The 24,258-nt window shown below is 70.3% G+C and carries 19 protein-coding genes; 6 read left to right on the top strand and 13 right to left on the bottom strand.

All coding sequences use genetic code 11. From position 1 onward, the window contains the following. Nucleotides 1–43 precede the first annotated feature (43 nt). The 5 genes from ABZ863_RS00895 to ABZ863_RS00875 are packed head-to-tail and all read left to right on the top strand — an operon-like array spanning nucleotide 44 to nucleotide 5,279. Entirely contained in the window at nucleotides 44–1,273 is a 1,230-nt protein-coding gene (locus ABZ863_RS00895; RefSeq protein WP_358530436.1) for a hypothetical protein, read from the top strand. After that, entirely contained in the window at nucleotides 1,270–2,226 is a 957-nt protein-coding gene (locus tag ABZ863_RS00890; protein WP_358529350.1) for a glycosyltransferase family 2 protein, read from the top strand. Before ABZ863_RS00895 ends, ABZ863_RS00890 begins: the two co-directional genes overlap by 4 nt. Next, nucleotides 2,223–3,521 (top strand): polysaccharide pyruvyl transferase family protein, encoded by a 1,299-nt coding sequence (locus ABZ863_RS00885; protein ID WP_358529348.1) that lies wholly within the window; start codon nucleotides 2,223–2,225, stop codon nucleotides 3,519–3,521. The genes ABZ863_RS00890 and ABZ863_RS00885 overlap by 4 nt, the downstream gene beginning before the upstream one ends. Next, on the top strand, nucleotides 3,457–3,948 hold the full coding sequence (locus ABZ863_RS00880) for a dTDP-4-dehydrorhamnose 3,5-epimerase family protein (RefSeq protein WP_358529346.1): 492 nt from the start codon (nucleotides 3,457–3,459) through the stop codon (nucleotides 3,946–3,948). The genes ABZ863_RS00885 and ABZ863_RS00880 overlap by 65 nt, the downstream gene beginning before the upstream one ends. Beyond that, complete coding sequence (locus ABZ863_RS00875; RefSeq protein WP_358529343.1) at nucleotides 3,948–5,279, top strand: glutamate-1-semialdehyde 2,1-aminomutase; 1,332 nt, start codon at nucleotides 3,948–3,950, stop codon at nucleotides 5,277–5,279. The genes ABZ863_RS00880 and ABZ863_RS00875 overlap by 1 nt, the downstream gene beginning before the upstream one ends. Here ABZ863_RS00875 and ABZ863_RS00870 read toward each other — a convergent pair. The 13 genes from ABZ863_RS00870 to ABZ863_RS00810 form a co-directional block, all read right to left on the bottom strand. Beyond that, nucleotides 5,270–5,902 carry a phosphatase PAP2 family protein gene (locus ABZ863_RS00870; protein WP_358529340.1) on the bottom strand — a complete coding sequence of 211 codons (633 nt, stop codon included), beginning with the start codon at nucleotides 5,900–5,902 and terminating at the stop codon, nucleotides 5,270–5,272. The two genes, ABZ863_RS00875 and ABZ863_RS00870, sit on opposite strands and share 10 nt — an antisense overlap. Further along, on the bottom strand, nucleotides 5,899–7,074 hold the full coding sequence (locus tag ABZ863_RS00865) for a glycosyltransferase family 4 protein (RefSeq protein WP_358530433.1): 1,176 nt from the start codon (nucleotides 7,072–7,074) through the stop codon (nucleotides 5,899–5,901). Before ABZ863_RS00865 ends, ABZ863_RS00870 begins: the two co-directional genes overlap by 4 nt. 11 nt (nucleotides 7,075–7,085) lie before the next feature. Continuing rightward, nucleotides 7,086–8,264 carry an O-antigen ligase domain-containing protein gene (locus ABZ863_RS00860; RefSeq protein WP_358529337.1) on the bottom strand — a complete coding sequence of 393 codons (1,179 nt, stop codon included), beginning with the start codon at nucleotides 8,262–8,264 and terminating at the stop codon, nucleotides 7,086–7,088. Next, nucleotides 8,261–9,670 carry a right-handed parallel beta-helix repeat-containing protein gene (locus tag ABZ863_RS00855; RefSeq protein WP_358530431.1) on the bottom strand — a complete coding sequence of 470 codons (1,410 nt, stop codon included), beginning with the start codon at nucleotides 9,668–9,670 and terminating at the stop codon, nucleotides 8,261–8,263. Before ABZ863_RS00855 ends, ABZ863_RS00860 begins: the two co-directional genes overlap by 4 nt. 127 nt (nucleotides 9,671–9,797) lie before the next feature. Beyond that, a complete protein-coding gene (locus ABZ863_RS00850) occupies nucleotides 9,798–11,774 on the bottom strand; it encodes an alginate lyase family protein (RefSeq protein ID WP_358529334.1) in 1,977 nt (658 codons plus the stop codon). Continuing rightward, nucleotides 11,771–13,939, bottom strand: coding sequence for a bi-domain-containing oxidoreductase (locus ABZ863_RS00845; RefSeq protein ID WP_358529331.1), 2,169 nt, complete (start codon nucleotides 13,937–13,939; stop codon nucleotides 11,771–11,773). Before ABZ863_RS00845 ends, ABZ863_RS00850 begins: the two co-directional genes overlap by 4 nt. Before the next feature lie 12 nt (nucleotides 13,940–13,951). Beyond that, on the bottom strand, nucleotides 13,952–15,850 hold the full coding sequence (gene asnB / locus ABZ863_RS00840) for an asparagine synthase (glutamine-hydrolyzing) (RefSeq protein WP_358529328.1): 1,899 nt from the start codon (nucleotides 15,848–15,850) through the stop codon (nucleotides 13,952–13,954). A gap of 2 nt (nucleotides 15,851–15,852) precedes the next feature. Continuing rightward, nucleotides 15,853–17,340: a Wzz/FepE/Etk N-terminal domain-containing protein gene (locus ABZ863_RS00835; protein ID WP_358529325.1), complete on the bottom strand. Its 1,488-nt coding sequence runs from the start codon at nucleotides 17,338–17,340 to the stop codon at nucleotides 15,853–15,855. After that, entirely contained in the window at nucleotides 17,337–18,653 is a 1,317-nt protein-coding gene (locus ABZ863_RS00830; protein ID WP_358529322.1) for an exopolysaccharide biosynthesis protein, read from the bottom strand. Before ABZ863_RS00830 ends, ABZ863_RS00835 begins: the two co-directional genes overlap by 4 nt. A gap of 5 nt (nucleotides 18,654–18,658) precedes the next feature. After that, complete coding sequence (locus tag ABZ863_RS00825; RefSeq protein WP_358529319.1) at nucleotides 18,659–19,864, bottom strand: glycosyltransferase family 4 protein; 1,206 nt, start codon at nucleotides 19,862–19,864, stop codon at nucleotides 18,659–18,661. 1 nt (nucleotide 19,865) lies between these two features. After that, entirely contained in the window at nucleotides 19,866–21,182 is a 1,317-nt protein-coding gene (locus ABZ863_RS00820) for a nucleotide sugar dehydrogenase (RefSeq protein WP_358529316.1), read from the bottom strand. A gap of 189 nt (nucleotides 21,183–21,371) precedes the next feature. After that, a complete protein-coding gene (locus ABZ863_RS00815; protein WP_358529313.1) occupies nucleotides 21,372–22,244 on the bottom strand; it encodes an LLM class F420-dependent oxidoreductase in 873 nt (290 codons plus the stop codon). Nucleotides 22,245–22,284: 40 nt separating this feature from the next. After that, nucleotides 22,285–23,250, bottom strand: a complete 966-nt coding sequence (locus ABZ863_RS00810) for a hypothetical protein (protein ID WP_358529310.1) — start codon at nucleotides 23,248–23,250, stop codon at nucleotides 22,285–22,287. A 148-nt stretch (nucleotides 23,251–23,398) separates the two neighbouring features. Between ABZ863_RS00810 and htpX the strand changes: the two genes are divergently transcribed. Continuing rightward, on the top strand, nucleotides 23,399–24,250 hold the full coding sequence (htpX, locus tag ABZ863_RS00805; RefSeq protein ID WP_358529307.1) for a zinc metalloprotease HtpX: 852 nt from the start codon (nucleotides 23,399–23,401) through the stop codon (nucleotides 24,248–24,250). The last annotated feature ends 8 nt before the right edge of the window (nucleotides 24,251–24,258 follow it).

The raw sequence follows: 24,258 nt of genomic DNA, 5'->3' as shown, positions 1-24,258 counted from the left end.
CGGACGGCATCGTTTGCAGACGCCTGCCCGCGGCAGGCGTGCGATGGCGGGGCGGATCAGCTGGGGCCTTGCAGACCAGGCCGTCTCCAGCCTCACCAACTTCGTCGTCGGCGTGTACGTCGCCCGTGAGCTCGGTGTCACCGCGTTCGGCATTTTCAGCCTGGCCTGGGTCACCTACGGCGTCCTGCTCAACGTCTCGCGCGGCCTCGGTACCGATCCGCTCATGGTCCGCTTCAGCGGTGTACCGGACGTGGTGTGGCGGGCAGCGGCGGCCCGTTCCGCCGGGACAGCGCTCGCTGTCGGTCTGACGGCCGCGGGCGCCTGCCTGCTTGCGGGACTGGTGGTCGGCGGCGAGGTCGGTGCCGCTTTCGCCGCCCTCGGCCTGGTGCTGCCCGCGTTGCTGCTGCAGGACAGCTGGCGGTACGCCTTCTTCGCCGCGGGCGAAGGTCGCAAAGCGTTCGCCAACGACCTCGTCTGGGGTGTCGCGCTGGTCCCGGCCATGCTGCTCGCCCACTGGCATGGCAGCGTCGTGGCCTTCCTGCTGGGCTGGGGCTTGTCCGGCGCCGTCGCCGCCGGGTACGGCTGCGTGCAGACCGGGGTGTACCCACGGCTGTCGGCCGCGCGCGGCTGGCTGCGTGAGCAGCGGGACCTCGGGCCGCGCTACCTCGTCGAGAACGTCAGCAACAGCGGCGGTTCGCAGCTGCGGATGTACGGTCTCGGTGCCATTGCGGGAGTCGCCAGCGTCGGCACGGCACGCGGCGCCGAGCTGCTGCTCGGTCCGTTCCTCGCCGTCCTCATGGGACTGTCACTGGTCACCGTCGCCGAGGCGGCGCGCGTCGTGCAGCGGTCGCCGCACCGGTTGCGGGAGTTCTGCTTCCTGCTCGGCGGTGGCCAGGCCGGTGCGGCACTGCTCTGGGGGCTGGCGCTGTTGTTGTTGCTGCCCGATGCCGCCGGTGAGTTCCTGCTCGGCGCGGTGTGGGACTCCGCATCGGAGCTGATCGTGCCTGCCACCCTCGGCCTCGTCGGTGCGAGCTTCTGCACCGGTGCCGCCACCGGGCTGCGTGCGCTTGGCGCGGCCCGTCGCGGCCTGCGGTCCCAGCTGGCGGCCTCGGCCGCCTACGTCACCGGCGGGCTGGTCGGTGCCGCCGTGAACGGGGCACTCGGCTCCGCGTGGGGCGTTGCCGCCGCGACCACGCTCGGCTCCGCAGTGTGGTGGTTCCAGCTCCACCGCGGCCTGCGCGAGCACCTTCCCGACGAAACGAGGACGCCATGACCACCGCCGCGAGGCTCAGCATCGGCCTGCCCGTCTACAACGGCGAGGAGTACCTCGCCGAGTCACTCGACGCCCTACTGGGACAGTCCTATGAGGACTTCGAGCTGATTATCGCCGACAACGCCTCGACCGATGGCACCGAAGCCATCTGCCGCCGCTACCTCAAGCAGGACTCCCGGATCCGCTACCTGCGGCTACCGGAGAACATCGGCGCGGCGCCGAACCACAACCTCGTCTTCACCGAGGCGAGAGGCGAGCTGTTCAAGTGGGCCTCGCACGACGACCTCTACGGCCGGGACCTGCTGCGCCGCTGTGTCGAGGCGCTCGACGAACGACCGGAGATGGTCCTCGCCCATGCCTGGACGGCGACCGTCGACACGACCGGCAGGGTGCTGGAGCCCTTCGACTACCGGATGGCGACGGATTCCCCACATGCGCCGGAACGGTTTCGCGCACTGCTGTTCGCACCGGGCGGCGACGACTTCTACGGTGTGATCCGGTCGTCGGTACTGCGCACGGTGGCCCCGCACGACAGCTATCACCACGCCGACCGCACGATCGTCACCGACATCGCCTTGCGTGGCCCGTTCTATCAGGTGCCCGAGCTGCTGTACTTCCGGCGCGACCACCCGACGCGAGCCGAACGCGCGAATCCCACGAAACGCAGCCGCTGCGCCAACCTCGACCCGCGCCGCGCGGACCCGTTGCGACACCCCACGGCGCGCCTGCTCGGCGAGTACGTGCTGGGCTTCGTCGGGGTGATCCGCCGCGCACCGCTCAGCTCCGCCGACCGCCGCGAGTGCTACCGGTACCTCGCCGAGTGGTTGGCCAGCCGGGCGCTGCCGGGCACGTCGGAACCGGCCACGCCGCCGCGGCAGGACGCAGCCACGCTCGCCGCGTTGTCCCGCAGCGTTGATGTGATCGTTGCCGGGCGACGCGGGCGTGTCCCGTGACCAGGGTCGGGGTGTTCGGGCTGCTCGGCTCCGGCAATCTCGGCAACGACGGCTCGCTCGAAGCCGTGCTCGGCTACCTGCGCCAGCGGCATCCTGAGGCCATTGTGGACGGACTGTGCGGTGGCGCCGAGGTGGTCCGCTCGCGTTACCGGATCCCTGCGGCGCCGCTGAACTGGAACCCCGACGAGTACAGGACCGCTTCGGAGGCGCGGGCGGTCAGCCGGAAGTTGCTCGGCAAGCTGGTCGACGCCGTGCGCACGGCCCGCTGGGTGCGCGGTCACGATGTGGTGATCGTGCCCGGGATGGGGGTACTCGAAGCCACGCTTCCGTTGCGGCCGTGGGGTTTCCCCTACTCGCTGCTGCTGTTGTGTGCGGCAGGACGCCTCTTCGGCACGAGGGTCGCGCTGGTGAGCGTCGGCGCCGACGTCATCGCCGGGAGAGCGACCCGGTCCGTCGTCACGACCGCGGCGCGCCTGGCCACCTACCGCTCGTACCGCGACGAGCTGTCCCGCGCCGCCATGCGGCAGATGGGCGTGGACACCTCCGCCGACGAGGTGTACCCGGACCTGGCCTTCGCCCTGCCGGTGCCGGCGACCACGCCCGCGCCGGGCACCGTCGGTGTCGGGGTGATGGCCTACCACGGCGGCAACGCCGACCGTGCCCGCGCCGGCGAGATCCACGCCGCCTACGCCGGCAAGCTCGAGCGGTTCGTCCGCTGGCTGGTGGCCGAGGGGTACCGGGTGCGGCTGCTCACCGGCGACCGGACCGATGAGGCGGTCGCCGCCCGGCTCGTCACCGCACTGAGCACCCCGGCCGTCACCGCGGCGTCACCGTCTACTGTGGACGAATTGCTGCGGGAGATCGCGGCTGTCGACGCGGTCGTCGCGACGCGTTACCACAACGTGCTGTGCGCGCTGAAACTCGGCAAACCCACCGTGTCCATCGGCTACGCCGCGAAGAATGACGCACTCATGGCGGAGCTGGGCCTCGGCGAGTTCTGCCAGCGGGCGCACGCACTCGACGTCGACCGGCTGATTGTGCAGTTCACGCAGCTGCGGCTGCGCTCGCCGGAGCTGTCGCGGGTCCTCGCCGAACGCAATGCGGTTCTGGCGCGGCGAACCGAGGACCAGTTCGCCGCCCTGTCGGCAGTCCTTTTCCCAGGGAGCACGGATGAAAGTCAGCCCGGTGCCGGCCATCGCCGGCGCACTGTTGTTCGAACCGGCACCGCACGTGGACGAGCGGGGTTTCTTCTCGCGCACGTTCGACCGCGACGTCGTACGTTCCGCAGGCCTTGATCCGGACAGCTTCGTGCAGGACAGCCTGTCGCGTACCCGCCGTGGTGTCGTGCGCGGGATGCACCTGCGCTCGGGTAGCGGCGAGGCCAAGCTCGTGCGCTGCTCGTCAGGCGCCGTTTTCGACGTTGTCGTGGACCTCCGCCCGGACTCGCCGACGTTTTGCAACAGGGCGTCGTTCGAACTGTCCGGGGACACGCAGGTCACGCTGTACGTACCAGCGGGCTGCGCGCACGGGTTCCAGGCGCTGACCGAGCCCGCTGACGTGTCCTACCGGATCGACCGCGCGCACGACCCCGCCGAGGACGTCACCATCGCACACGACGACCCGGAACTGGCCATCCCATGGCCGCTGCCGGTGACCCTGCTGTCCGAACGCGACCGCCGCGCACCCGCGCTGGCCGAGGTACTCGCGGCGAGGAGGCCCTGATGCGCGAGACGGAACCCGCCCGGCCGCTGCTACGGTCGTGGGAGGCCAACGAACGGCTGCACGCGCTCGTCCCCGGAGGTGCGCACACCTACGCCAAGGGCGACGACCAGTACCCGCAGGACCTGGCGCCGGTGATCTCGCACGGCCGTGGGGCGCATGTCTGGGACCTCGACGGCAACCAGTACATCGAGTACGGCTCCGGGCTGCGCTCGGTGAGCCTCGGACATGCGCACCCGCGTGTGACGGAGGCCGTCCGGCGGGAGCTCGATCGAGGTAGCAACTTCGTCCGGCCGAGTGTCGTCGAACTGGCTGCCGCAGAACGGTTCCTCGCCACCGTGACAGGCGCGGACATGGTCAAGTTCGCCAAGAACGGCTCCGACGTCACCACCGCCGCGGTGCGGCTGGCCCGCGCGGTCACGGGTCGGTCGCTGGTGGCGATCTGCCGAGACCAGCCGTTCTTCTCCACCGACGACTGGTTCATCGGCGCCACGGCGATGCCGGCGGGGATTCCGCGGAGCATCAGTGAGCTCACGGTGTCGTTCCCGTACGGGGATCTCGCAGCTGTCGAGGAACTGCTGCGCCGCCACGACGGGCAGCTCGCGTGTCTTGTCCTGGAACCGGCCACGCAGCAGGAACCGCCGCCCGGCTACCTCGCGGGGCTGCGCGCGCTGGCTGACCGGTACGGCAGCGTGCTGATCTTCGACGAGATGATCACGGGCCTGCGCTGGTCGCCTGCCGGCGCGCAGGGCCTCTACGGTGTCACCCCTGACCTGTCGACGTTCGGCAAGGCGCTCGGCAACGGCTTCGCCGTGTCGGCGCTGGCAGGGCGGCGGGAGCTGATGGAGCTCGGCGGCCTGCGTGACCCTCGGGAGCGGGTGTTCCTGCTCTCCACGACACACGGTGCCGAGACGCACGCGCTGGCGGCTGCCATGGCGGTACTCGACACCTACGTCGAGGAGGGCATCACTGCCCGGCTGCACGAGCTCGGCGAGCGGCTCGCCGCGGGTGTGCGGGAGGTGGCGGCGGGGATGGGCGTCGGCGAGCACGTCGTGGTCCGCGGGAGGGCGAGCAACCTGGTCTTCGCCACCCTCGACGAGAATGGCCGCCCCTCGCAGGACTATCGGACGCTGTTCCTACGCCAGCTGCTCGCAGGCGGGGTGCTCGGACCGTCCTTTGTGGTCAGCAGCGCGCTCGCCGAAAGGGACATCGACCGGACCGTCGAGGTGGTCGGCCAGGCGTGTGCGGTGTACCGCAAGGCACTCGACGCGCAGGACCCCACCCCGTGGCTCGGCGGCCGCCCGGTACGACCGGTGTTCCGCCCTTACGCGTGACGTTGCTCGGCGAACCGGTCGATCAGGTACGCCGTCACCGGTACCACCACCAGCGCGGTGCCGAAGCCGCCGAGCGCGTCGCTCGCGTAGTGCGCGCTCAGGACGACCTGCGCCCAGCCCATCAACGCGGCCGCCAGCAGACCAGTACCCAGCACGATTGCCGTCGCGGCAGCCCGGCGCAGCCGCGACCGCTGCACGGCGACCATGGCCATGACGAGGGCCAGTGTGGTCGCGAAAGCGGTGTGGCCACTGGGAAACGACAGGTTGTCGCCGTGAATGGTGCGGGCCACCAGCGGCTTGAGCAGTGTCGTCGCCGCGACCGTCACGCCTGCGGCGACTACGAGCAGCACCGCGGACCTCCGCTGCCGCAACGCCAGGCACAGCACCGCCAACGCCCCGAGCACGATCGGCGCGCCGACCGGTTCCGCGACGAAGTCGACCACCTGTGCGATGGGCAGCCACAGCCCGCTCGGTCCGCTCCGTGGCGCGACCCATTCGCCGCCGGTGGTTCCCGCGTAGACCAGTGCCTGCCAGGTGACCAGCAGAGCGGCCAGCGCCGCCGCCACGCCGAGGGGGCGGCGGATCGTCGTGGGCAGCGCCGTCGGCCCGGACACAACGCTCATGCAAGCACCGAACCGTAGGCCGACAACAACCGGTCCAGCGCGACCGCGGGGGTGAAGTCCTTCTCGTAGCGGCGGCGGGCAGCCTCGCCGAGCTGCAGATTCCACTGTGGAACGGTCACGCGGCGCAATGCCGACGCCAGTTCCGTCGCATCGCCGGGACGATGCAACAGCCCGGTCTCACCGTCGTCGACGAGTTCGGGGAACGCGCCATGCGCCGCGGCCACCACCGGCACCCCCGCCGCCATGGCCTCCACCACGACCAGCCCGAAGGCCTCCGGCCACGTCGAGGGCGCGACGACCGCGCACGCGCGCGCGGTGAGCTCGCGGCAGGCGTCCCTGTCGAGCAGGCCCACGTACCGCACATCGGCGCGGCCCGCAGCCCATTGGGCCACGGTCTCCGCGAGCGGCCCGCCACCGGCGAGCACGAGCGGCACCCCGATGCCACCCGCTGCGGCGAGCGCGTCCCACGCCGCCATCAGCAGCGGCACGCCCTTCGTGTCGGCCAGCCGGCCCAGGTACAGCACGTGCTCGCCGGCCCCGTTGCGGTACTTTCCCGGATCGGGCACGAAGTTGTGCTTCACCGCGAGCCGCCACGGTGACATTCCCGCGGCTATCAGCAGCTGTCGCTGCGCATCGGAAATACACAGGAAACGGGCCACACCACTCGCCCAGCGGTGACGGTTCACCGTCAGGTTGACCGCCAGCGGAACGGTCGCGAGCCGGGAGTCGCGATAGCAGCCGTGCCGCACCGCGGGCAGCGGGAGCCGCCCGGCGCAGTCGGTGCACAGCGCGCCGTCGCGGAAGAGCGTGCCGGTGGGGCACACCCGCAGGTAGTTGTGCAGCGTCGCGACCACGGGCGCGCCGGCGTCGCCGCAGGCGGCGAGCACCGACGGCGACAGCAGTGGGAACGTGTTGTGGACATGCACCACGTCGGGACGCTCGCGCCGCAGCCGGGAGGTGAGCTCGGCGCGGACGGCCCTGTTCCATGGCACCCGCAGCGGAACGGCCGCGCGCGCCGCCAGCGGCAGCCCGGCGATGTCGTCACTGTGCCGCAGGAACGTCGTCACTTCGTGCCCTGCGTCGGTCAACAGCGCGATCTCCTGGTCGACCACACGGTCCTCGCCGCTCGGCTGTCCCGAGCGATATCGGTTGTGCACCACGAGAATCCGCAGCGTGGACGTGGTCATGTACGCGCCTCCCCGACGGACAACAGAGCGGCGGCAACGGTCAGATGCAGCAGGTACGGCGAAGCATCGCCCAGCCCGGCCTCGGTGTAGGAGGCGATGAGGCAGTACCCGATCAAGAACAGTGCGCACGCTCTGGCCGGTGAGGGCGGACGCAGCGCGGCGACCACCACCAGTGTCGCGAGCATGACCACGACGATGACGACACCGACATAGCCCTGGTCCTGGTAGACGGCAAGCCAGCTGCTGTCGATGGGCAGCCCGTCGAAGGACTTGTTGGTCAGCCCGACGCCGAACAGCTGCTCGACAGTGTCCCGTGGCGCGGCCAGCAAGGCGTCCCACACCTTCTGCCGTCCGGTGAGGTTCGCGAAGTTCTCATCGTTCTGCCCACGCCGCAACCAGGTCTGCACCGCTGGCCCGAGCGCCACCGCGACGAGTCCGGCGACGGCCACGCCGACGGCGAACGCGCGCCGCGCCCGCGCGGACGCAGGCACCAGCGACAGCACAGCGGCGCCGAGTGCGATGACGAGGCCGATCGTCGCGGTGCGGGTGTGGGTCGCCAGCAGCACCGCCACCGCCGGGATGACGACAACGAGCATGCTGCGGAGGTCGATGTGCCGGCCGAGCCACAGCAGGAACGCCAGCCCGATGATGACGGCGGAGTACTGGCCGACCTGCGGCGGCGTGAGTGGCCAGATCGCTCCGGTGAGCCTGCCACCGTATATGTCGGGCAACGCCAGCCCCGGTGCGATCGCCAGACCGGCGACCACCGTGAGCAGCACCGCGCCGAGCACCTTGATGTGGTGCCGCACGAATGCCAGCGCGTCGTCCCACCAGGGGCTGATCAGCCACAGTGTCGCGACGAAGAAGGCCAGCCTGCCGCAGCGGAACAGCGCGCCGTACCCGGATTCGAGGCGGGCGCTTGCGACGACGCTCACCACCAGCAGCAGGCTCAGCAGGAGCAGGAAGGCACTCGGCCGGATGCGTAGCCGTGGGTTGAGCACGATGGCAAGTGCGAACGCGAGCACCACCGAGCCCATCGTGATCATCTGCACGACAGTCCGCGGCAGCGTCACCACCGTCACCGCGCCCTGCGAGCCCAGCGTGTTGATCACCAGCAGTGTCCATACCGCACCCAGCATCGGTGGTGCGGTGACCCTGGTACCCAGCAGTGTCATCGGCCACCGCTGTCCGGGGAGTAGGTACTGTCCTGGTCCTGTTCGTACGGCGCGGCCTGCCAGTGTCCGAAGTAGACCTCGGTGCCGGTGTCCCCTGCCAGGAACGTCCACGGGCCTGCGTAGGTGTTGGCGCGCCAGCGGTTTCCCTGCTCGAACGTGATCGCGCGCTGCACGCCATCGCCGTGATACGGCGACCAGTCCGGGTACGTGCCGTAGTTGGCGAGCACGGCCATCCGCCCGCACAGGGTCTCGCAGCCGACGGTGCGCGGGTCGAGCTCGAACCGGTTGTCGTGGATGTCGACGCGCTGGGTCTTCCACCGGCAGTCGCTGCGCAGCGGTTCCGTCGCGATGCCCGGCCGGCTGCAGCGCGCGGTGTCCGGGACGAGCAGGGTGCAGTTCCCGGTCGAGGTGTTGGCCGGGCTGTTGCAGAACCGGTCGGCGTTCTCCCACAACGTGATGCCCGACCAGTTGTCCTGGAGGAGGTTGCCGGCGATCTCGAGCGTGCCCGTGCGAGCGGGTACCCGGGGTTCGCCGCCGGATTCGGAGATGTAGATGGTCGCCGCGGGGAAGTTGTCGCCGCGGTCGGCGAACATCCGGCCCTCGACCCAGTTGTTGCGCCGGATCGTGTTGTTCGTGATCACCGCGTTGTAGCTGGTCTCGTAGATGATCGCGGCGCCGTCGTTGTTCTCGATCAGGTTGTTCTCGATGAGGAAGTCGTTGTTGTTGGTGTCGGCCCACAGCCCGGTGCCGCGGTTGTCGTGCACCCAGTTGCCGCGCACGTCCGCACCGTTCACCGCCCAGAACTTGACACCGCCGGTGCAGCCGCAGCCTTCGACCTGCGACTCCCAGTCGTCGGTGTTGTTGCCGACGATCTCGTTGCCCTCCACGACGAGACCGGTGATGCGCCCGGCGCCCTGGTAGGCGTTGATGCCGTACTGGCCGTTGGCGCGCAGGCAGTTGCCGCGGACCTGCTGGCGGGCGCCTGCCATCAGCCCGGCGCCGCCGTTGTGCTGGACGGTGTTGTACTCGATGACCCAGCCATCGCCCGAGTCGTGGTTGACCACGCCTTCGTCGCGCGGTGCCACGAAGTTCTGCACGGTGAGATGTCGGATCGTGACGTCATGCGCGGTGCCCGCGAAGGCGTACTGGTTGATCCGCCGTCCGTCGAGAACGGTCCCTGGCGCGCCGAGGTAGGTGTTGCCGTCCTTCGGCTGGACCTGCGCGTACCGGTCGCGCCCGAGCATGTGGAGTCCAGGTGCCAGCCAGAACGTGGTTCCCGGCGGGCTGGCCGCGGTCTTGTCGGCGAGGTCGCCGTCGCGTCCGGGGTCGACGACCACCGCCCCGCGGGGCGGTTCCTGTGGCCCTGGCCGGGTGTTGTCGCACACGGCGGCCTTGGGCGGTGGCACCGGCGTCTGATCGGCAGGCGCCGGTGCACACGCGCTCGCCAGGGCGGCGAGCACGCCGAGCAGCGCCACGGCGAGGCGGGCCTGTCGCGACGAACGAGCGTCCACAGTGGCGGGACCTTTCGGTGATTCAGCCGGTGAAGCGCAGGATGGTGGTCAGTACCTGCCCGCGCCCGGCGCGCCCGGTACCGAGCAGGGTCGTTGCCGGTTCCCGCCGTCCGAAGCCGGGGGAGTACCAGCCCAGCGGCGGGTCGGTCTCGCCGCGATGTGCTGACCACAGCAGTTCCGATGGCAGCGTGAGTAGCGCACGCTGCGGCGTATTCCCAGCGGTCCAGGACAGCTGGGCGGTGCACCCGTCGAGCTCCGCGGTCACCGTGGGGCCGAGGTGGAAGGCGAGCCGGCAGTCCTGCGGGGTGGCGGCCAGCACCTCGTCGCACACACGCAGTTCGCCGTCCGTGTCGTCGAGTTCGACGCTGCGACGGTGCAGCACCCGGTTGCGGCGGCCGGCGTAGCCGTCGTGCTGGGCACGCCAGCGCACCGCGCCGGACGGCGGCGTGTGCGCGAGGTTCACCTGGCTGCGCGCGTGCCGCGTCCACAGGAACGGGCCACCGCTGGCGGACTGGTCCCGGCCGCCGAGCTCCAGGGTGTTGTGGCCGACGGTGGAGCGGAAGTAGGACCGCCACGCCGGCTCGCCGTGGTAGCAGTAGGTGCCCGGATCGGCGAGGATGTCCACCCCGCCGTGCCGGACCTCGATCGAGAGCGCGTCGGCGTGAGCGTGCGCGGCGATGGACAGGAACCCGTGCGGCCCGCCATCACACCGGCACCAGATTTCGTCTCGTGCCAACTGCCTGCGCAGGATGGTCAGGCCGGCATCGGGGAACTGCGCGGGGCGGTCGGCCGGACGATCGGGCGGCAGGGCCGGCGGGCGAGCCACGGCGGCCAGCGCTGTGGTGGCCACCGCGCCGCCTGTCACCTGCGGCCACCAGTCGAGCCTCCCGAACAGCGCCGCGCCGGTGCCGAGCAGGCTCGCCCACCGGTCGGTTCCGGTGCCGTCGAGGACCAGGCCGAACCCGTCATCGGCGTCGCCCTGCCGTGGTGGCCGCAGCCGACAGTCCACAATGGCCGCCAGTGCGTCGGTCATCCGGCGCAGCACGAGCCAGGTCGACGTCGGCACCGTCAGCCCGGCAGCGCTCGCCTCTGCTGCGGCGGCGAACCCGAGTTCGAGCACCAGGCCGTGGTACTCGGTGGCGAGTTCCCTGTTGAGTCCAGAGTCGAACGTGTTGAGCCCCAGCTGCTCGTCCAGTGAGCGTAGTGCCGTCGCACGCCAGTGCGACGACTCGCCGAACCACGGGAACGCGCACGCGGCGGCCAGCTGCCCGGCGTCCTCGGCGATGACGTGGTTGTTCGCCGAGGAGCCCCGGCTGCGGAACGTCGCCAGCCAGCGCTGGTGGTACCAGATCTGGTGCAGTGCCTCGGGATTGTCCTCGAACAGCCCGCGCGCGCCCGGCCAGCCGTCGAGCAGCCTGCGCACCCACACCCACGACAGCAGCCGGATACCCAGCTCGATCCCGCTCACCCAGTGCGCGCCCCGCATCGGCGGGTTCGCAGCCCACCACGACTTCAGGTGGTCGGCGACCCGCTCGGCATAGCGGTGCTCGCCACTGCAGGCGTACGCCGCCGCGAGCACGGTGAGGTGCTGGTGCCGGGACGGTTCCCAGATCTGCTTGATGTCGCCGATCTGCGCCTCGCTGCGGTACGGCACGTCGAAGGCGTAGGCATCTGCCGGCGCCCGCCGTCCGGTCCTGGGGTCGCGGGCCCAGTCCGGGCTCACCAGGTCGTCCCGGGCCAGTCCGAAGTAGTCGGCGTAGCCGTCCAGCAGCCTGTCGGCCGTGGCGAGCAACCGTTGCCGGGCTCCGGAGGTCACTGTGGCGAGCGTGCCGCCGGGCAACGTCGCGGTGAACTGCCGGTCTGGCAACCATTCCGCCGTCACCGGCTTGGTGAGAACCCGTCGCCACCGTCGCTTGTGGACAGCATCCTGCGTGCGCCAGACGAGCTCGGCGGGCTCCATCCGGGACAACCGCCTCAGGTACCAGGCCGGGCTGGTCATCGCGGGTTCCCCAGCCGCACCGGCGCGCCCGTGGCCAGGCTCGTGTGCACGGCCAGTGTCGCCAGTGTCGTCGCCACCAGCGAGAACACCGGCACGGGGAGCGGGCCGCCGGTGCGCACCGCCTCGATGAACGCCGCCAGCTCGGCGGCCTGTCCCTTGTCCTTGCCGTGTGGCGCCCGGGGGCTGATCGAACGCCTGCGCGCGTACAGCGAGGCGCGCTGGAAGTCGTCGAAACGCAGAACCTTGCCGTCGGCCACGACGTCGAGGGTCTCCTTGGGGAAACTCGCCGCGCCCGACGTCGTGTAGCTGATCGCCGCGGTCGAACCGTCCGGGTAGCCGAGCAGGATCTGCAGGTCGGCCTGGCCCGGGGTCGCACACGCGTAGACCGAGGTGGGGTCCATGCCGAGCAGCCAGCTGACGGTATCGATGAAATGCCCGCCCTCACCGGCGAAACGGGAGCCCTCGGTGTCGCGCTGGTTGTACCAGCTGCCCTGTTCCAGCCGTCCCGCATTGACCAGGTACCGCACCGACGCCGGACCGACGCGGGTACCGAAGCGGCCCTTGGCCTGGCGCAGCAGCGGCGCGAAGCGGCGATTGAACCCGACCTGCAGCCGGTCGTTGCCGGACTCGGCGATCGCCGCGAGCACCTTCTCCAGCTCCGCTTCGCTCAGCGCGAGCGGTTTCTCCACGAACACGGCCTTGCCGGCGAGTAGCGCCTGCCGGGTCAGCTCGGCGTGTGAGCTGTGCCGGGTCACCACGAACACCGCGTCGATAACGGGGTCCGCGAGCAGGGCGTCCACATTGGTGGATGCCTCGGCGAAGCCGAACTTGCGCCGGGCGTTGGCACCGGAGAGCGCCGAGGTGGTGACCACGTGCCGCAGTTCGACGTCCGGTCGTTCGGCCAGGTGCGGCAGTAGCATCGAGGACGCGTAGTTGCCGGCGCCGAGGAAGCCCACCCGCACGGTGTTCCGCAGCGGCCGCTGCCGGGTGCCCGGCTCCGGCGCAGCCACAGACACAACCGGCTCGGTCCGTGCGGCCGTCCGCCGCGGGTAGCGGAACAGTACGGCGAGAGCCTTCAGCTCGCCGTCGCTGAGCCGCTGGTAGGTCTCCACTGCGCTGGCGAAATCGGCAACGTGTGAGATGAGCGGCTCGACGTCGACCCGGCCGCGTGCGAGCAGGTCCACAAAGCACTCGAGGTTGCGCCGTTCGGTCCAGCGGACGTAGCCGATGGGGTAGTCCCTGCCGCCGAGCTCGTATTCGGGGTCGTAGCGGCCCGGCCCGTACGAGCGGGAGAACCGGACGTCGAGTTCCTTTTCGTAGTAGGCGTTCCACGGCAGGTCGAGGCTGCACTTGCCGATGTCGACGACCGTGCCGCGATCGCGGGCAAGCCGGGCGGCCAGCTCGACGGGCTCGTTGCTGCTGCCGCCCGCTGCCAGGTACACCTGGTCGGCACCGTGCCCGCCGGTCAACTCGGCGATCGCGGAATCGACCACAGTGGACCCCGGTTCCCCACAGGCCAGCGCGCCGAGGCCGGCAGCCAGCGCGCAGCGGTCGTGATCGGGGTCCACGCCGACGACCCGGACACCGGCCGCGCTGAGCAGTTGCACCACGAGCTGCCCGATCAGGCCGAGCCCGATCACCAGCGCGACGTCACCGAGTTGCGGCTCGCCCCGCCGCACACCCTGCATAGCGATGGCGCCGACCGTGCCGAACGCCGCCTGCCTCGGCTCCACCTCCTTAGGCACACGTGCGTAGAGGTTCTTCGGCACCCAGTTCAGCTCCGCATGCAGCGCGTGCTCGTTGCCGGCGCACGCGACGAGATCGCCGACCGCGACGTCCTCGATGCCGGCCCCGACCTCCTCCACCACACCGCACAGGGAGTAGCCGAGCGGGGTGTAGGAGTCGAGCTTGCTGGTCACCTTGCGGTAGGTGGCCGCGACGCCGTTGGTGGCGACGCTCTGCATGACCTTGGCGACCTGGTCGGGCCGTGCTTTGGCCTTGCCGAGCAACGACATGCTCGCCTCGGACACCTTCATCAGCTCGGTTCCGGCGGAGATCAGCGAGTAGAGGGTGCGCACGAGGACACCGCCCGGCTTCGCTGCCGGGGCCGGAACGTCGAGGAGGGCGAGCTCGCCGCTCTTGTAGTTCTGCACGACTTGCAACACTTCGGACTCCCCTTAGGACGCGGTGGTGGCGCTGCGGTACCAGTACTCGAGGGTCAGGACGTGCCACAGGTGCTTGGCGCGATCCTGCTGGCCGGAGGCGTCCTCGGCGACGAGCCGTTGCAGGGCTTCGCGGCGCAGGAAGCCGGACTTCACGAGCTCGCCCTCGTGCACGACCTCGCGGACCAGCGGTGCCAGATCACGGCTCATCCACGCCCGCAGCGGTGCGCTGAACAGGCCCTTGGGCCGGTAGACGATTTCCTTCGGCAAAACCGCCGACGCGGCTTTCTTCAACGCGAGCTTGCCCTGCCGCCCGGCGATCTTGGCCCGCCCTGGAATGCTGAACGCGGCCTTGACGACCTCGACGTCGACGAACGGCACGCGTACCTCGGTTGCGGCGGCCATACTCGACCGGTCGGTGTAGGCGAGGTTCAGGCCCGGCAGGAAGAGCCGGGCATCGGCAAGGCACATCCGGTTGACGAAGTCGTCGAGTGCGTTGTCGTTGTAGGTGTCCGCGTGCTCGGTGAGCACATTGTCGACGGTGGGCGCGAGATCGGGGCCGAGCAGTGCGAGCAGGTCCTGCCGGTCGTACATGGTGTAGCTACGCCGGAACGCGGTCTCCTCCGGCAGCGCAGCGAACGACAGGAACCGCTTGGCGAAACGGACCGTGCGCAGGCCACGCCGGGCCGTTGCGACGGGCAACCGATCCACAATGGACTCCAGTGGGCGGCGGACCGGTCCCGGGATGCGCTGGTAGCGCAGCGCGAGCAGGTTCGCCAGATGCTTGCGGTACCCACCGAAGAGCTCATCGGCGCCCATCCCGGACAGCAGCACCTTCACCCCGGCTTCCCGGGCGGCAGTGCAGATCAGGAAGGTGTTGATGGCCGCGGGGTCGCCGATCGGCTCGTCAAGGTGGTACGTCATACGCGGCAACAGATCCAGCACCCGCGGCGCGATCTCGATCTCGTGCAGCTCGACACCGAAGCGGGCGGCCACCTGCCGTGCGTAGCGCAGGTCGTCGGGCATCGCCTCGAACCTGGCGTCCTCCGCGCGGAAACCGATGGTGTAGGCGGAGATCCCGGGTTGGGCTCTCGCGGCGAGCGCGGTGAGGTAGCTCGAATCAAGCCCGCCGGACAGGAACGTCGCGACTCCGACATCGGAGAGCAGGTGCTTGCGGGTTGACTCGGCAACGACGGCGGCAAGGTCCGCAGGCGGGCCCTGCGCGGCCTCGGCGGCGACCTCGGCGATCGAGTAGAACCTGCCCCGCTGCACCTCGCCGTCCGGTCGGCAGCGCAGCCAGGTGCCCGGCGGCAGCTTCTCGACCTCCCGGTAGGCGCAGCGGCTGTCCGGCACCCAGTAGTACAGCAGTGAGGCGACGAGCGCGGCCTCGTCGATCCGCAGCGAGCCACCCAGCTCGCTCGCGAGCGCCTTGAGTTCGGAGGCGAACACGACGCCACCATCCCGGCGGATCAGGTAGAGCGGTTTGATGCCGAGCTGGTCGCGGGCCAGCACCAGCTCGCCGCTGCGTTCGTCGAAGACGCCGAATGCGAACATGCCGCGCAGCCGCGGTAGGCAGTCGGTTCCCCAGCGCCGCCACGCCTCCAGCAGCACCTCGGTGTCGGACGTGCCGCGGAAACGCACGCCTGCGCTCGCCAGCTCGGCCCGCAGCTCCGGCGCGTTGTACAGCTCGCCGTTGTAGGTCAGCGCGAGCCCGTCCCGCACCATTGGTTGCGCACCGGTGTCCGACAGGTCGAGTATCGCGAGCCTGCGATGTCCGAAGTGGACCTCGCCGGGGCCTGCCTGGTGACTGTAGCGGCCCATGCCGTCCGGGCCGCGATGCGCCAGCGTCTTGGTGAGCCGGTCGGTCACGGGACCGCCGTCCGGCCACAGGTAGGTTCCGGCAATGCCGCACACGGTTACGACCCCTCTCCCTCGGCTGCGCGGACCGGGGTGAACCGGGTGGTGGGTAGGTCGGCGAGCTGGTGACCGTTGCCGTTGGCGGTGCGCTCGGCGTGGTTGGCGCGACCCCGCAACGCCGTGTGCAGCGCGTCCCACAGCGTCCCGTCGGTGCGGTCCTTCGGGTCGGGGTCGACGAGCACGACGCCGATCACGGGAATAGCCGCGTCGGCGAGCTGGCGGGCCACCGTGTGCAGCCACCGGGTGTCCGCGTACCCGGCACGGACAACGAGCACGGTCTCGCTGCCGAGGGCGCCGAGATCCGTCCACGCCGTGCCGGGGCCGACCGAGCCGACGCCGATGTTGTGCTCCTCCGGCCACACCGTGAGTGGCAGCTTCTCCGGCTCTACGATGCTGATCGGCCGCTCGGTCCGGCCGCCGAGTGCGCTCAGCTGCCTGCCGGGCAGCCCGTCCAGGAGGATCACCCTGCCGTCGATGGCCAGCTCCTCGGCCAGGCTCAGTGCCAGCGCGGCGGTGGTTCTGGCGCAGCCGAGTTCCAACAGCGAGACCCCGCCGGAGCCGTTGCGGATGAGCCGGGCGAGCGTCAGCGCAACGCGTTTGCGTTCCCGGGCCGCGACCGAGTGCCGTCGACCTTTGGGCAACTGGGCGAGCACGGACGCACCGAGGTGATCGGCGATATCACGGCGCAGCACCGGGCGGTCCCGCACCACACCACGCACGGCCACCAGGGCAAGGCCGAGCACCACCCCCAGCACCAGGCCGAACCCGGCATTGGTGCCGAGTGTCCGCAACAGTGGTTCCCTGACCGGGCGCGGCGCGTCCACGACCTGGGTACCCGCGGCCACGGACGGTGAGCCGATCGCGGCCTCGTCGGCGCGGCGGCTGAGGTCGGCGATCTGCTGGGCGAGCTCGGCACGGCGGCCGTAGAGCGACTGCAGTTGTGCCGCCGATGCGGTGCTGTCCTGTTGCGACAGTTCCGCGATCGAGCGGTCGATGCCGGCCAGCTCGTCCTCGGCCTGGCCCCGCTGATCGCGTAGTGCCTGCGCCTGCGCGTCGGCCGCCTGGTCAAGGCGCCGCAGGTGATCGGCGATGAACACCTCCACGAGTGCCGTCGCCTTGGCGACCGCGTCGGCGTCGCTGCTGCCTGTGACGGTCACCTGCAACACGTTGCTGGTGATGCCGGTGCCGGAGTAGCTGGCCAGGAACTCCTCGGGATCCTCCGGCGTACCGAGCCGCTCCAGGGCCGCCGCGGCGATCCGGGTCGTCTCCAGCAACGCGATGTCGGTCTGGATCTGTGCACCGCCGTCGGAGGGCTGATCGTTCTCGTGGATCACCAGTACCCGGGCCAGCGCCGACGGCGCGGGCGGCAGGACGAAGGTCAGCAGCGCCCCGGCGGCGAGCCCCAGCAGGCCGAGGCCGAGCCAGAAGCGCCGGTGTCTGCGGATCGTCGTCGCCAGGCGGGGCAGGTCAAGCAGCGGTGTGCTCACGTTGAACTCACCATCGCGTTGTCCTTACGTGCCTGCTGTACTGGCGCTGTACTTCCGCCGGCGGGCGCGCTGCGGTAGGTCACCACGGCGCCGAGAATGGCCTGCCCCGCGTCGGTGTAGGCCTCGGTGACGCCGACGAGCTCCCACGCGGTACGCGTGCCTGCGGTGAGTACCACCAGTACCGCCGATCCGCCTGCCGCGTCCGGCACGGTCGGCCGGGCCACCGCGTACTGGACAACCTCGAAGACTGCGTTAGCCGCCAGCCGGGTGGCCGCCTCCTGCGCCAGCGGATCGTCGTCGGCGACCAGCGCCAGCACCCGGCGCGGTGGTGGATCCGCGGCCAGAATCCTGCTGACCACGCGGTGCAGCCGGATGTCGCGGCCCGCCTCGCCGGAGCTCGCCAGGCGCGGCTGGTTCCATTGCGCGTCGCCCAGCAGCCACCGCGACAGGCGGTGCCCGTGGGCGCTGGCGGTGTCCGGCAGGTCGACGTTCGCCAGGATCGGCGTGGCGAGTGCGGCGGCGATCTCGCTTTCGTCGCGCATCCGCCGGTCACCGCGTGCGGCCACGAGATGCCCGAGCACACCGAGCACGACGAACAGCAGCATCCCGCCGGCGGCGAGCTGGGTCATCGTGGGGCTCGCCGGGCTCACCGGCCGCGGCGCGGGCCCCATGATCACCAGGTTCGCCCGGCCCGCGGCGGCGTCGGCCTCGTCGAGCCTCGTCATCGCCTGCCCGAGCTGGGTCCGCAGCGCTTCGAGATCCGTGCGCACGGCGACGCTGTCGATCGTCAGGCCCTCCGTCGCCGACTGGTGCAGCTCGTCGATCCGGCGCGCCGCGTCGGCGACCTGCCTGCGCAGGCTCTCCCGCTGCTCCCTCGCCACCTGGGCGGCCGACCCCGCCGTGTTGCTGATGAGCTGGGTGGAGAACTGGACGTACTCCTCGGCGACGCGGTCGGTCAGCTGCTGGGCCTGTTCCGGGGTGGCGGCGGTCCCGGTGATCCGCACGACGTTGCCGCCCGCGACGTCAGCGGTCACCGAATCGCTCAGGGCGTTGGCGGTGACGTTCCAGCCGAGTGCCGCGGCGACCCGGTCCAGCACGACCGTGCTCACCGCAACCTGTGCTTCCGTCCGCAGTTCGGCATCCTGCCGCGGGCCCTGGAGCAGGACCGTTGCCGAGGCCCGGTAGCCGGGCGAGAACAGCAGCGAGGCGCCGGCACCGGCCAGCGCGCCCACCACCGCGAGAACGGCGAGCAGCCGCCAGCGCCTGCGCAGGACCTGGCCGACCAGCGACAGCCGCGCGGGATCGTCGTGCACCGTCGTCAGCCTCCCTGCCGGCAGGCGGCGGCATAGGCGGCGAGCAACGCCGCCGCCGAGTGCTCCCACGACAGCGCGCCGCTGACGCGTGCACGGCCGAGCGCACCCATCCGGTTGCGCTCGTCGGGGTTGTCCAGCAGCCAGGCGATGGACTTCGCGAACTCCGCGACGTCGTTGGCCGGCACGTAACGGGCGGCCTCCCCGGCGGACACCCGCGCCTCCTTCAGGTCGAAGGAGACGATCGGCCTGCCCATCGCCATGTACTCCATGATCTTGTTCATTGTGGACACATCGTTGAGCGGGTTGAGCGGGTCAGGCGACAGGCACACATCTGCTGTGGACAGATAGCGCACCAGGTCCGCGTCGGGGATACGGCCGGTGAACTCCACCTGGCCGGTGAGCCCCAGCTCGCCCGCGAGCCGCACCATCGCGTCGAACGTGTCACCGGAGCCGATGAACACCGCGTGCCAGTCGGTGCGGTCGAGATCGTCCCGAAGCGCGGCGAGTGCACGGAGTGCGTAGTCGACGCCGTCCTGCGGGCCCATCACGCCGAGATAGCAGAGAAGATGTGGCTTGCCGTGCTTGAGATCCGGCTCCGGCGGCACCTCGCGGAATCTGTCCACAGTGGGCGCACTCCGCACGACGAACACGTCGCCGGGTGCCTTGCCGCCGCGGGTGAGCGCGACGTCGCGATAGCTCCCGTTGGTGGCGATGACGACGTCCGCCGCCCGATAGGTGAGCCGCTCCAGCGCGCGCACGCCCCGGTAGAGGAGGTCCTCACCACGATCGAAACGGGACAGGTACAGCTCGGGAACCAGGTCGTGCTGGTCGAACACGAACCGGGCACCGCGCCGCTTCAGCATGCGCGCGACGAGGAACAGCAGATCGGGCGGATTGCACGCGTGCACGACGTCGATCGGGCCGAGCCGCCGCACCTTGCGGGCGAGCCGGAACGTGTGCCACAGCGCGGATCCGTACTCCCGGACGTACCCGGCCGGGCCGCCGGTCGCCGCTCGCAACGGGTAGCGGTGCAGGTGCACTCCGTCGAGCACGATCTCGGGCTCAGTGTCCCTTTTGCTCCCTTGTGGACAGATGGCGTGCACTTCCCAGCCCGCATCGCGCAGTGTTGTGCATTCCTGCCACACGCGACGGTCGAACGGGACGGACAGGTTCTCCACCAGGATCAGCGCCCTGCGCGATCCTGCGCTCACTTCACCAGGCAAGGCCGACGTACCCTTCCTCGGTGCGGCGCCGTTGCGCGTCGGGCAGCCGGACGAGATCGATGAGCACCGGGCCGCCACCGTTCGGCAGTGCCTGCAGCACAGCGGGCTCGGTGCTGCCGACGAGCACCACGTCGGCATGCGCCAGCACCTCGTCCACCGAGGCGGCGAGGAGCTGGCCGAGGTGCGGCAGCCTGCCCTCGATGTACTCGCGGTTGGCGCCGAGCAGCCGCGAAACGCTCACGTTGGCGTCGTAGATCCTGAGGTCGTACCCCTTGCCGAGCAGCCGTTCCGCCAGCTCCACGAGCGGGCTCTCGCGCAGGTCGTCGGTACCCGGTTTGAACGAGAGCCCGAACAGGCCAACGCGTCGCTTGCCGGTACGCGCGACGAGCTCGAACGCCCGCCGCAGATGCTCCTCATTGGACGGCAGGATGTGCGCAAGTATCGGCACCGACACATCGGCCCGCTGCGCTGCGTGCACCAGGCCACGAAGGTCCTTCGGCAGGCACGAGCCGCCGAACGCGAACCCAGGACGCAGGTAGGCAGGGCTCACGTTCAGCTTGCGGTCGGCCAGGAAGACGTCCATCACCTGGTGCGAGTCGAGGCCGAGCGCCCTGCAGATCGCGCCGAGCTCGTTGGCGAAGCCGATCTTCAGGCCGTGGAAGGCGTTGTCGGCGTACTTCGTCATCTCGGCGACCGGGATCGGCACCCGGAACACCGCGCCGGGCAGGCCTTCGTAGAGTGCGGCCACCGCGTCGCCGCTGGCCGCGTCGAACTCGCCGATGACCGTCTTCGGTGGATCGAAGAAGTCCCGGACGCTGCTGCCCTCGCGCAGGAACTCCGGGTTGACGGCCACCCCGAAGTCGACGCCTGCGGTGCGGCCGGAGGCCTTCTCCAGTATGGGAACCAGCAGTTCGAGGCAGGTGCCGGGCAACATCGTGCTCCGGAACACCACCGTGTGCCTGCCAGGATGCGTGGCGAGCGCGGTGCCGATCTGCTCGGTGACCCGCTCCAGGTGCACCGTGGAGAGGCTGCCGTTGGGTGCGGACGGGGTGCCGACGCAGACCAGCGACATCTCGCTGCCCGCGATGGCCTCGACCACGTCGTCGGTGGCGCGCAGCGCTCCGGACTCGACCACTCGTGCGGTCAGCTCGCCGATCCGTTCCTCGACGACCGGTGCGCGGCCACGGCGGACGAGGTCGATCTTCAGTGGGTTGACGTCGACACCGATGACCTCGTTGCCACGGCTGGCAAGGCATGCGGCGGACACGCATCCCACGTAGCCGAGCCCGAAGACACTGATCTTCATCTGGCTCTCCTCCCGCCGCAGCCATGTTCGGCCGCTCGCGACTCACTTCGTGATTCGTTGACAGGGGGAGTGCCGTTACCGGGTTTTGCCTGGTAAATCGCCTGCACATGGGCGTGGTGGTCAGTGAACAACGCACCCGTGGGCTAGCTGGTGGAAAGGTCCAGAATGGACTGTGTGGTTCGTACCGGTTCAGAACTCCGCGACGGCGGGGATCACCTCGTTGGCGAAGATCTCGAGCTTGCCCGGGTCCTGGACACCGGGCACCCCGCCGATGGCGACGTCGATACCGAGCCCGGCGACCCTGCGTAGCTCGTCGATCAGCGCGCCGGCCTTCTCGCCGCGTTCGCCGATGTCCAGAATGACGAGGGCGGTCTTGGTGATCTCGGAGTAGTCGCGGCCCTCGGCGTCGCAGTGCCTGCGCAGCACGTCGAGCTTGTGCGGCAGTTCCGGCGAGTTGAAGATGTTGCATGCCTGCGCGTAGCGGGCAACCAGGCGAAGCGTCTTCTTCTCCCCGGCGCCGCCGATCATGATCGGCGGATGTGGCTTCGACAGCGCCTGCGGCACGTTCAGCAGGCGATCGGCATGGACGTGGGTACCGGTGAACGGGCCGTCGTCGTCCGACCACATCTGCAGGCAGTACTGCACGGCGTCCTCGAGCAGCTCGAAGCGCTCCGCGGTCGGCGGGAACGGGAAGCCGAGCCCGCGGGCCTCCTGCTCGTTCCAGCCCGCGCCGATGCCGAGGATCGCCCGCCCGCCGGAGAGCACGTCGAGCGTCGTCACGGCCTTGGCGAGCAGACCGGGATGCCGGTAGAACGTGCCCGTGATCATGGTGAACAGCTTGACGTTGCTGGTGTTCGCGGCGAGGAAGCCCAATGTCGTGTAGGCCTCCAGCATGTCGCGGCCGACAGGACCAACCGGCGGGATCTGGAAGAAGTGATCCATCACCGAGAGATATTCGAAGCCGGCCTCATCGGCCCTGCGCGCGATACCGGCGAGGTCGGTGCCGAGCTTGGCGGGCCCGTTCGGCCAGGTGAAGTCGGGAATCTGCAGTCCGAGTTTCATGGTTCCGACCGTAACTCCGGAGCGACTCCAGCTGCTTGGTTCAGAACCCTGTGACGAGGTGGACGGCGTGCTGCACCGGGTCTGCCACGTACACCGTGTGCGTGCGCTGGTCGACCGCGACGGCGCCCGGGTTGCTGCCGAGCGCCAGCTCACCGGAGCGCGTTCCCCGAGTGCCGTCGATCCTGATGAGCCCGTTCGGGCCGCCGTTGCTGTACACCGAGCCGCTGCGCTGATGCACGGCGACCGCGGAGGCGGCACTGTCGAGCAGGATCGTGGCCGTCTCGGTGGCGGTGCCGCCGTCGAGCACCGAAAGGTGGTGGATGCCGGAGTTGGCGACATAGATCGTGTTGCTGGCGCGGTGGACGCAGACCGTGGCCGGCGCCTTCCCGACGCGGATGGATCCGGTGAACGTCCCCGTCGAGAGGTCGAGGACCTCGACGCTCGCTGTGTCGGGGCTGGCGAAATAGGCCAGCCTGCGCCCGGGGTCGATGCTCAACCCGTCCAGCGATCCGGTGGGGCCGGCCAGCTCTTGCCGCACGGCACCGGCCACGCCGTCCAGAATGCTCACGGCGCCCGTGGTGCTGCTGCCCGCGTAGACGGCGCCGGTGAGTTCGTCCACTCCGACCGCCGCGGCTCCGGCGCCCGCGGCAATGGTGGTGAGCACGCGCCCGGTCCAGCCGTCGAGCACGGCGACGGTTCCGGCGCGGCTGTTGCTGGCGTAGACGCGGCCCGCGCTCCCGTGCACGGCGAGATCGGTGACGGTCGAGCCGATCTGTACCGCCCCGCCCACCTGGCCGGTGCGGCCGTCGATCAGGTACACACTCCCGTCCGCGCAGCCCGCGTAGGCCGTTCCGGCGAAGTCGTTCACAGCGAGTGCCGTGGGTGAGCCGCTCACCCGCACCGTGCGCACGTCGGTCGCGGCGGCCCGGCCCGCGGGCAGTGCGGCGGCCAGCACGGCCAGGGCCGTACCCAGCACTGTCCGGCGCTTCCACCTGGACCCCGGCACGGCAGCCTCCCCGTTTGTCCTCCACGAACCGGCGGGACGTGTTCGTTGGACCGTAACCTTTGACCAGGAACTTCGCTCACCGGAACCGCGTTCGATCCAATGGAGGCCTTCACCCGGATGGCCTGCACTCGGAAGGAGGCATGGGCACGTGCACAGGCACCGGAACGGGCTGAAGACGGCGATGCTGCTCGGCCTGCTGAGTGCCATCATCATCGGGATCAGCGGGATTTTCGGCCGCGGGGCACTGATCATCGGGCTGCTGATCGCGCTGGGCATGAACGCCTACGCCTACTTCAACTCCGACAAGCTCGCACTGCGTGCCATGCGCGCGCGGCCGGTGTCGGAGGCACAGCAACCGGCGATGTACCGGATCGTGCGGGAGCTGGCGACCACCGCGCGGCAGCCGATGCCGAGGCTCTACATCAGCCCGACCCACGCACCGAACGCGTTCGCGACCGGGCGCAACCCTCGCAACGCCGCCGTGTGCTGCACCACCGGGATTCTGGATCTTCTCGACGAGCGCGAGCTGCGTGCCGTGCTCGGGCACGAGCTCTCCCACGTCTACAACCGGGACATCCTGATCTCCTGCGTGGCGGGCGCGCTGGCGAGCGTGGTGAGCGTGCTGGCCAACTTCGCGTTGTTCTTCGGGGGCAACCGCGAGGGCGGCAACCCGCTGGCGGCGCTGCTGCTGGTGTTCCTCGGCCCGATTGCCGCAGGCATCATCAAGATGAGCGTCAGCCGGTCACGGGAGTACCAGGCGGACGCCTCAGGGGCCGAGTTGACCGGGGACCCGCTGGCGCTCGCGTCGGCGCTGCGGAAGCTGGAGCGGGGCACCAGAGCGGCACCGCTGGTGCCGGAACCGAAAGTCGTCTCGCAGTCGCACCTGATGATCGCCAACCCGTTCCGGCCCGGCGACCGCGTGTCGAGCCTGTTCTCGACCCACCCGCCGATCGAGGACCGCATCCGCAGGCTCGAGGAAATGGCCCGCCGCCTCTACTGAGGCCCGTT

Origin of the sequence: Saccharomonospora sp. NPDC046836 (genome assembly GCF_040645195.1) — a bacterium.
Classification (GTDB): domain Bacteria; phylum Actinomycetota; class Actinomycetes; order Mycobacteriales; family Pseudonocardiaceae; genus Prauserella_A.
This window is presented reverse-complemented; position numbering and strand designations above follow the sequence as displayed.

Excerpts from the sequence above, each read along its gene's own strand:
- ABZ863_RS00820 (WP_358529316.1), bottom strand. The coding sequence starts at position 21,182 with ATGAAGATCAGTGTCTTCGGGCTCGGCTACGTGGGATGCGTGTCCGCC.
- ABZ863_RS00860 (WP_358529337.1), bottom strand. The coding sequence starts at position 8,264 with ATGACACTGCTGGGTACCAGGGTCACCGCACCACCGATGCTGGGTGCG.
- ABZ863_RS00850 (WP_358529334.1), bottom strand. The coding sequence starts at position 11,774 with ATGACCAGCCCGGCCTGGTACCTGAGGCGGTTGTCCCGGATGGAGCCC.
- ABZ863_RS00895 (WP_358530436.1), top strand. The coding sequence starts at position 44 with ATGGCGGGGCGGATCAGCTGGGGCCTTGCAGACCAGGCCGTCTCCAGC.
- ABZ863_RS00870 (WP_358529340.1), bottom strand. The coding sequence starts at position 5,902 with ATGAGCGTTGTGTCCGGGCCGACGGCGCTGCCCACGACGATCCGCCGC.
- ABZ863_RS00890 (WP_358529350.1), top strand. The coding sequence starts at position 1,270 with ATGACCACCGCCGCGAGGCTCAGCATCGGCCTGCCCGTCTACAACGGC.
- ABZ863_RS00815 (WP_358529313.1), bottom strand. The coding sequence starts at position 22,244 with ATGAAACTCGGACTGCAGATTCCCGACTTCACCTGGCCGAACGGGCCC.
- ABZ863_RS00875 (WP_358529343.1), top strand. The coding sequence starts at position 3,948 with ATGCGCGAGACGGAACCCGCCCGGCCGCTGCTACGGTCGTGGGAGGCC.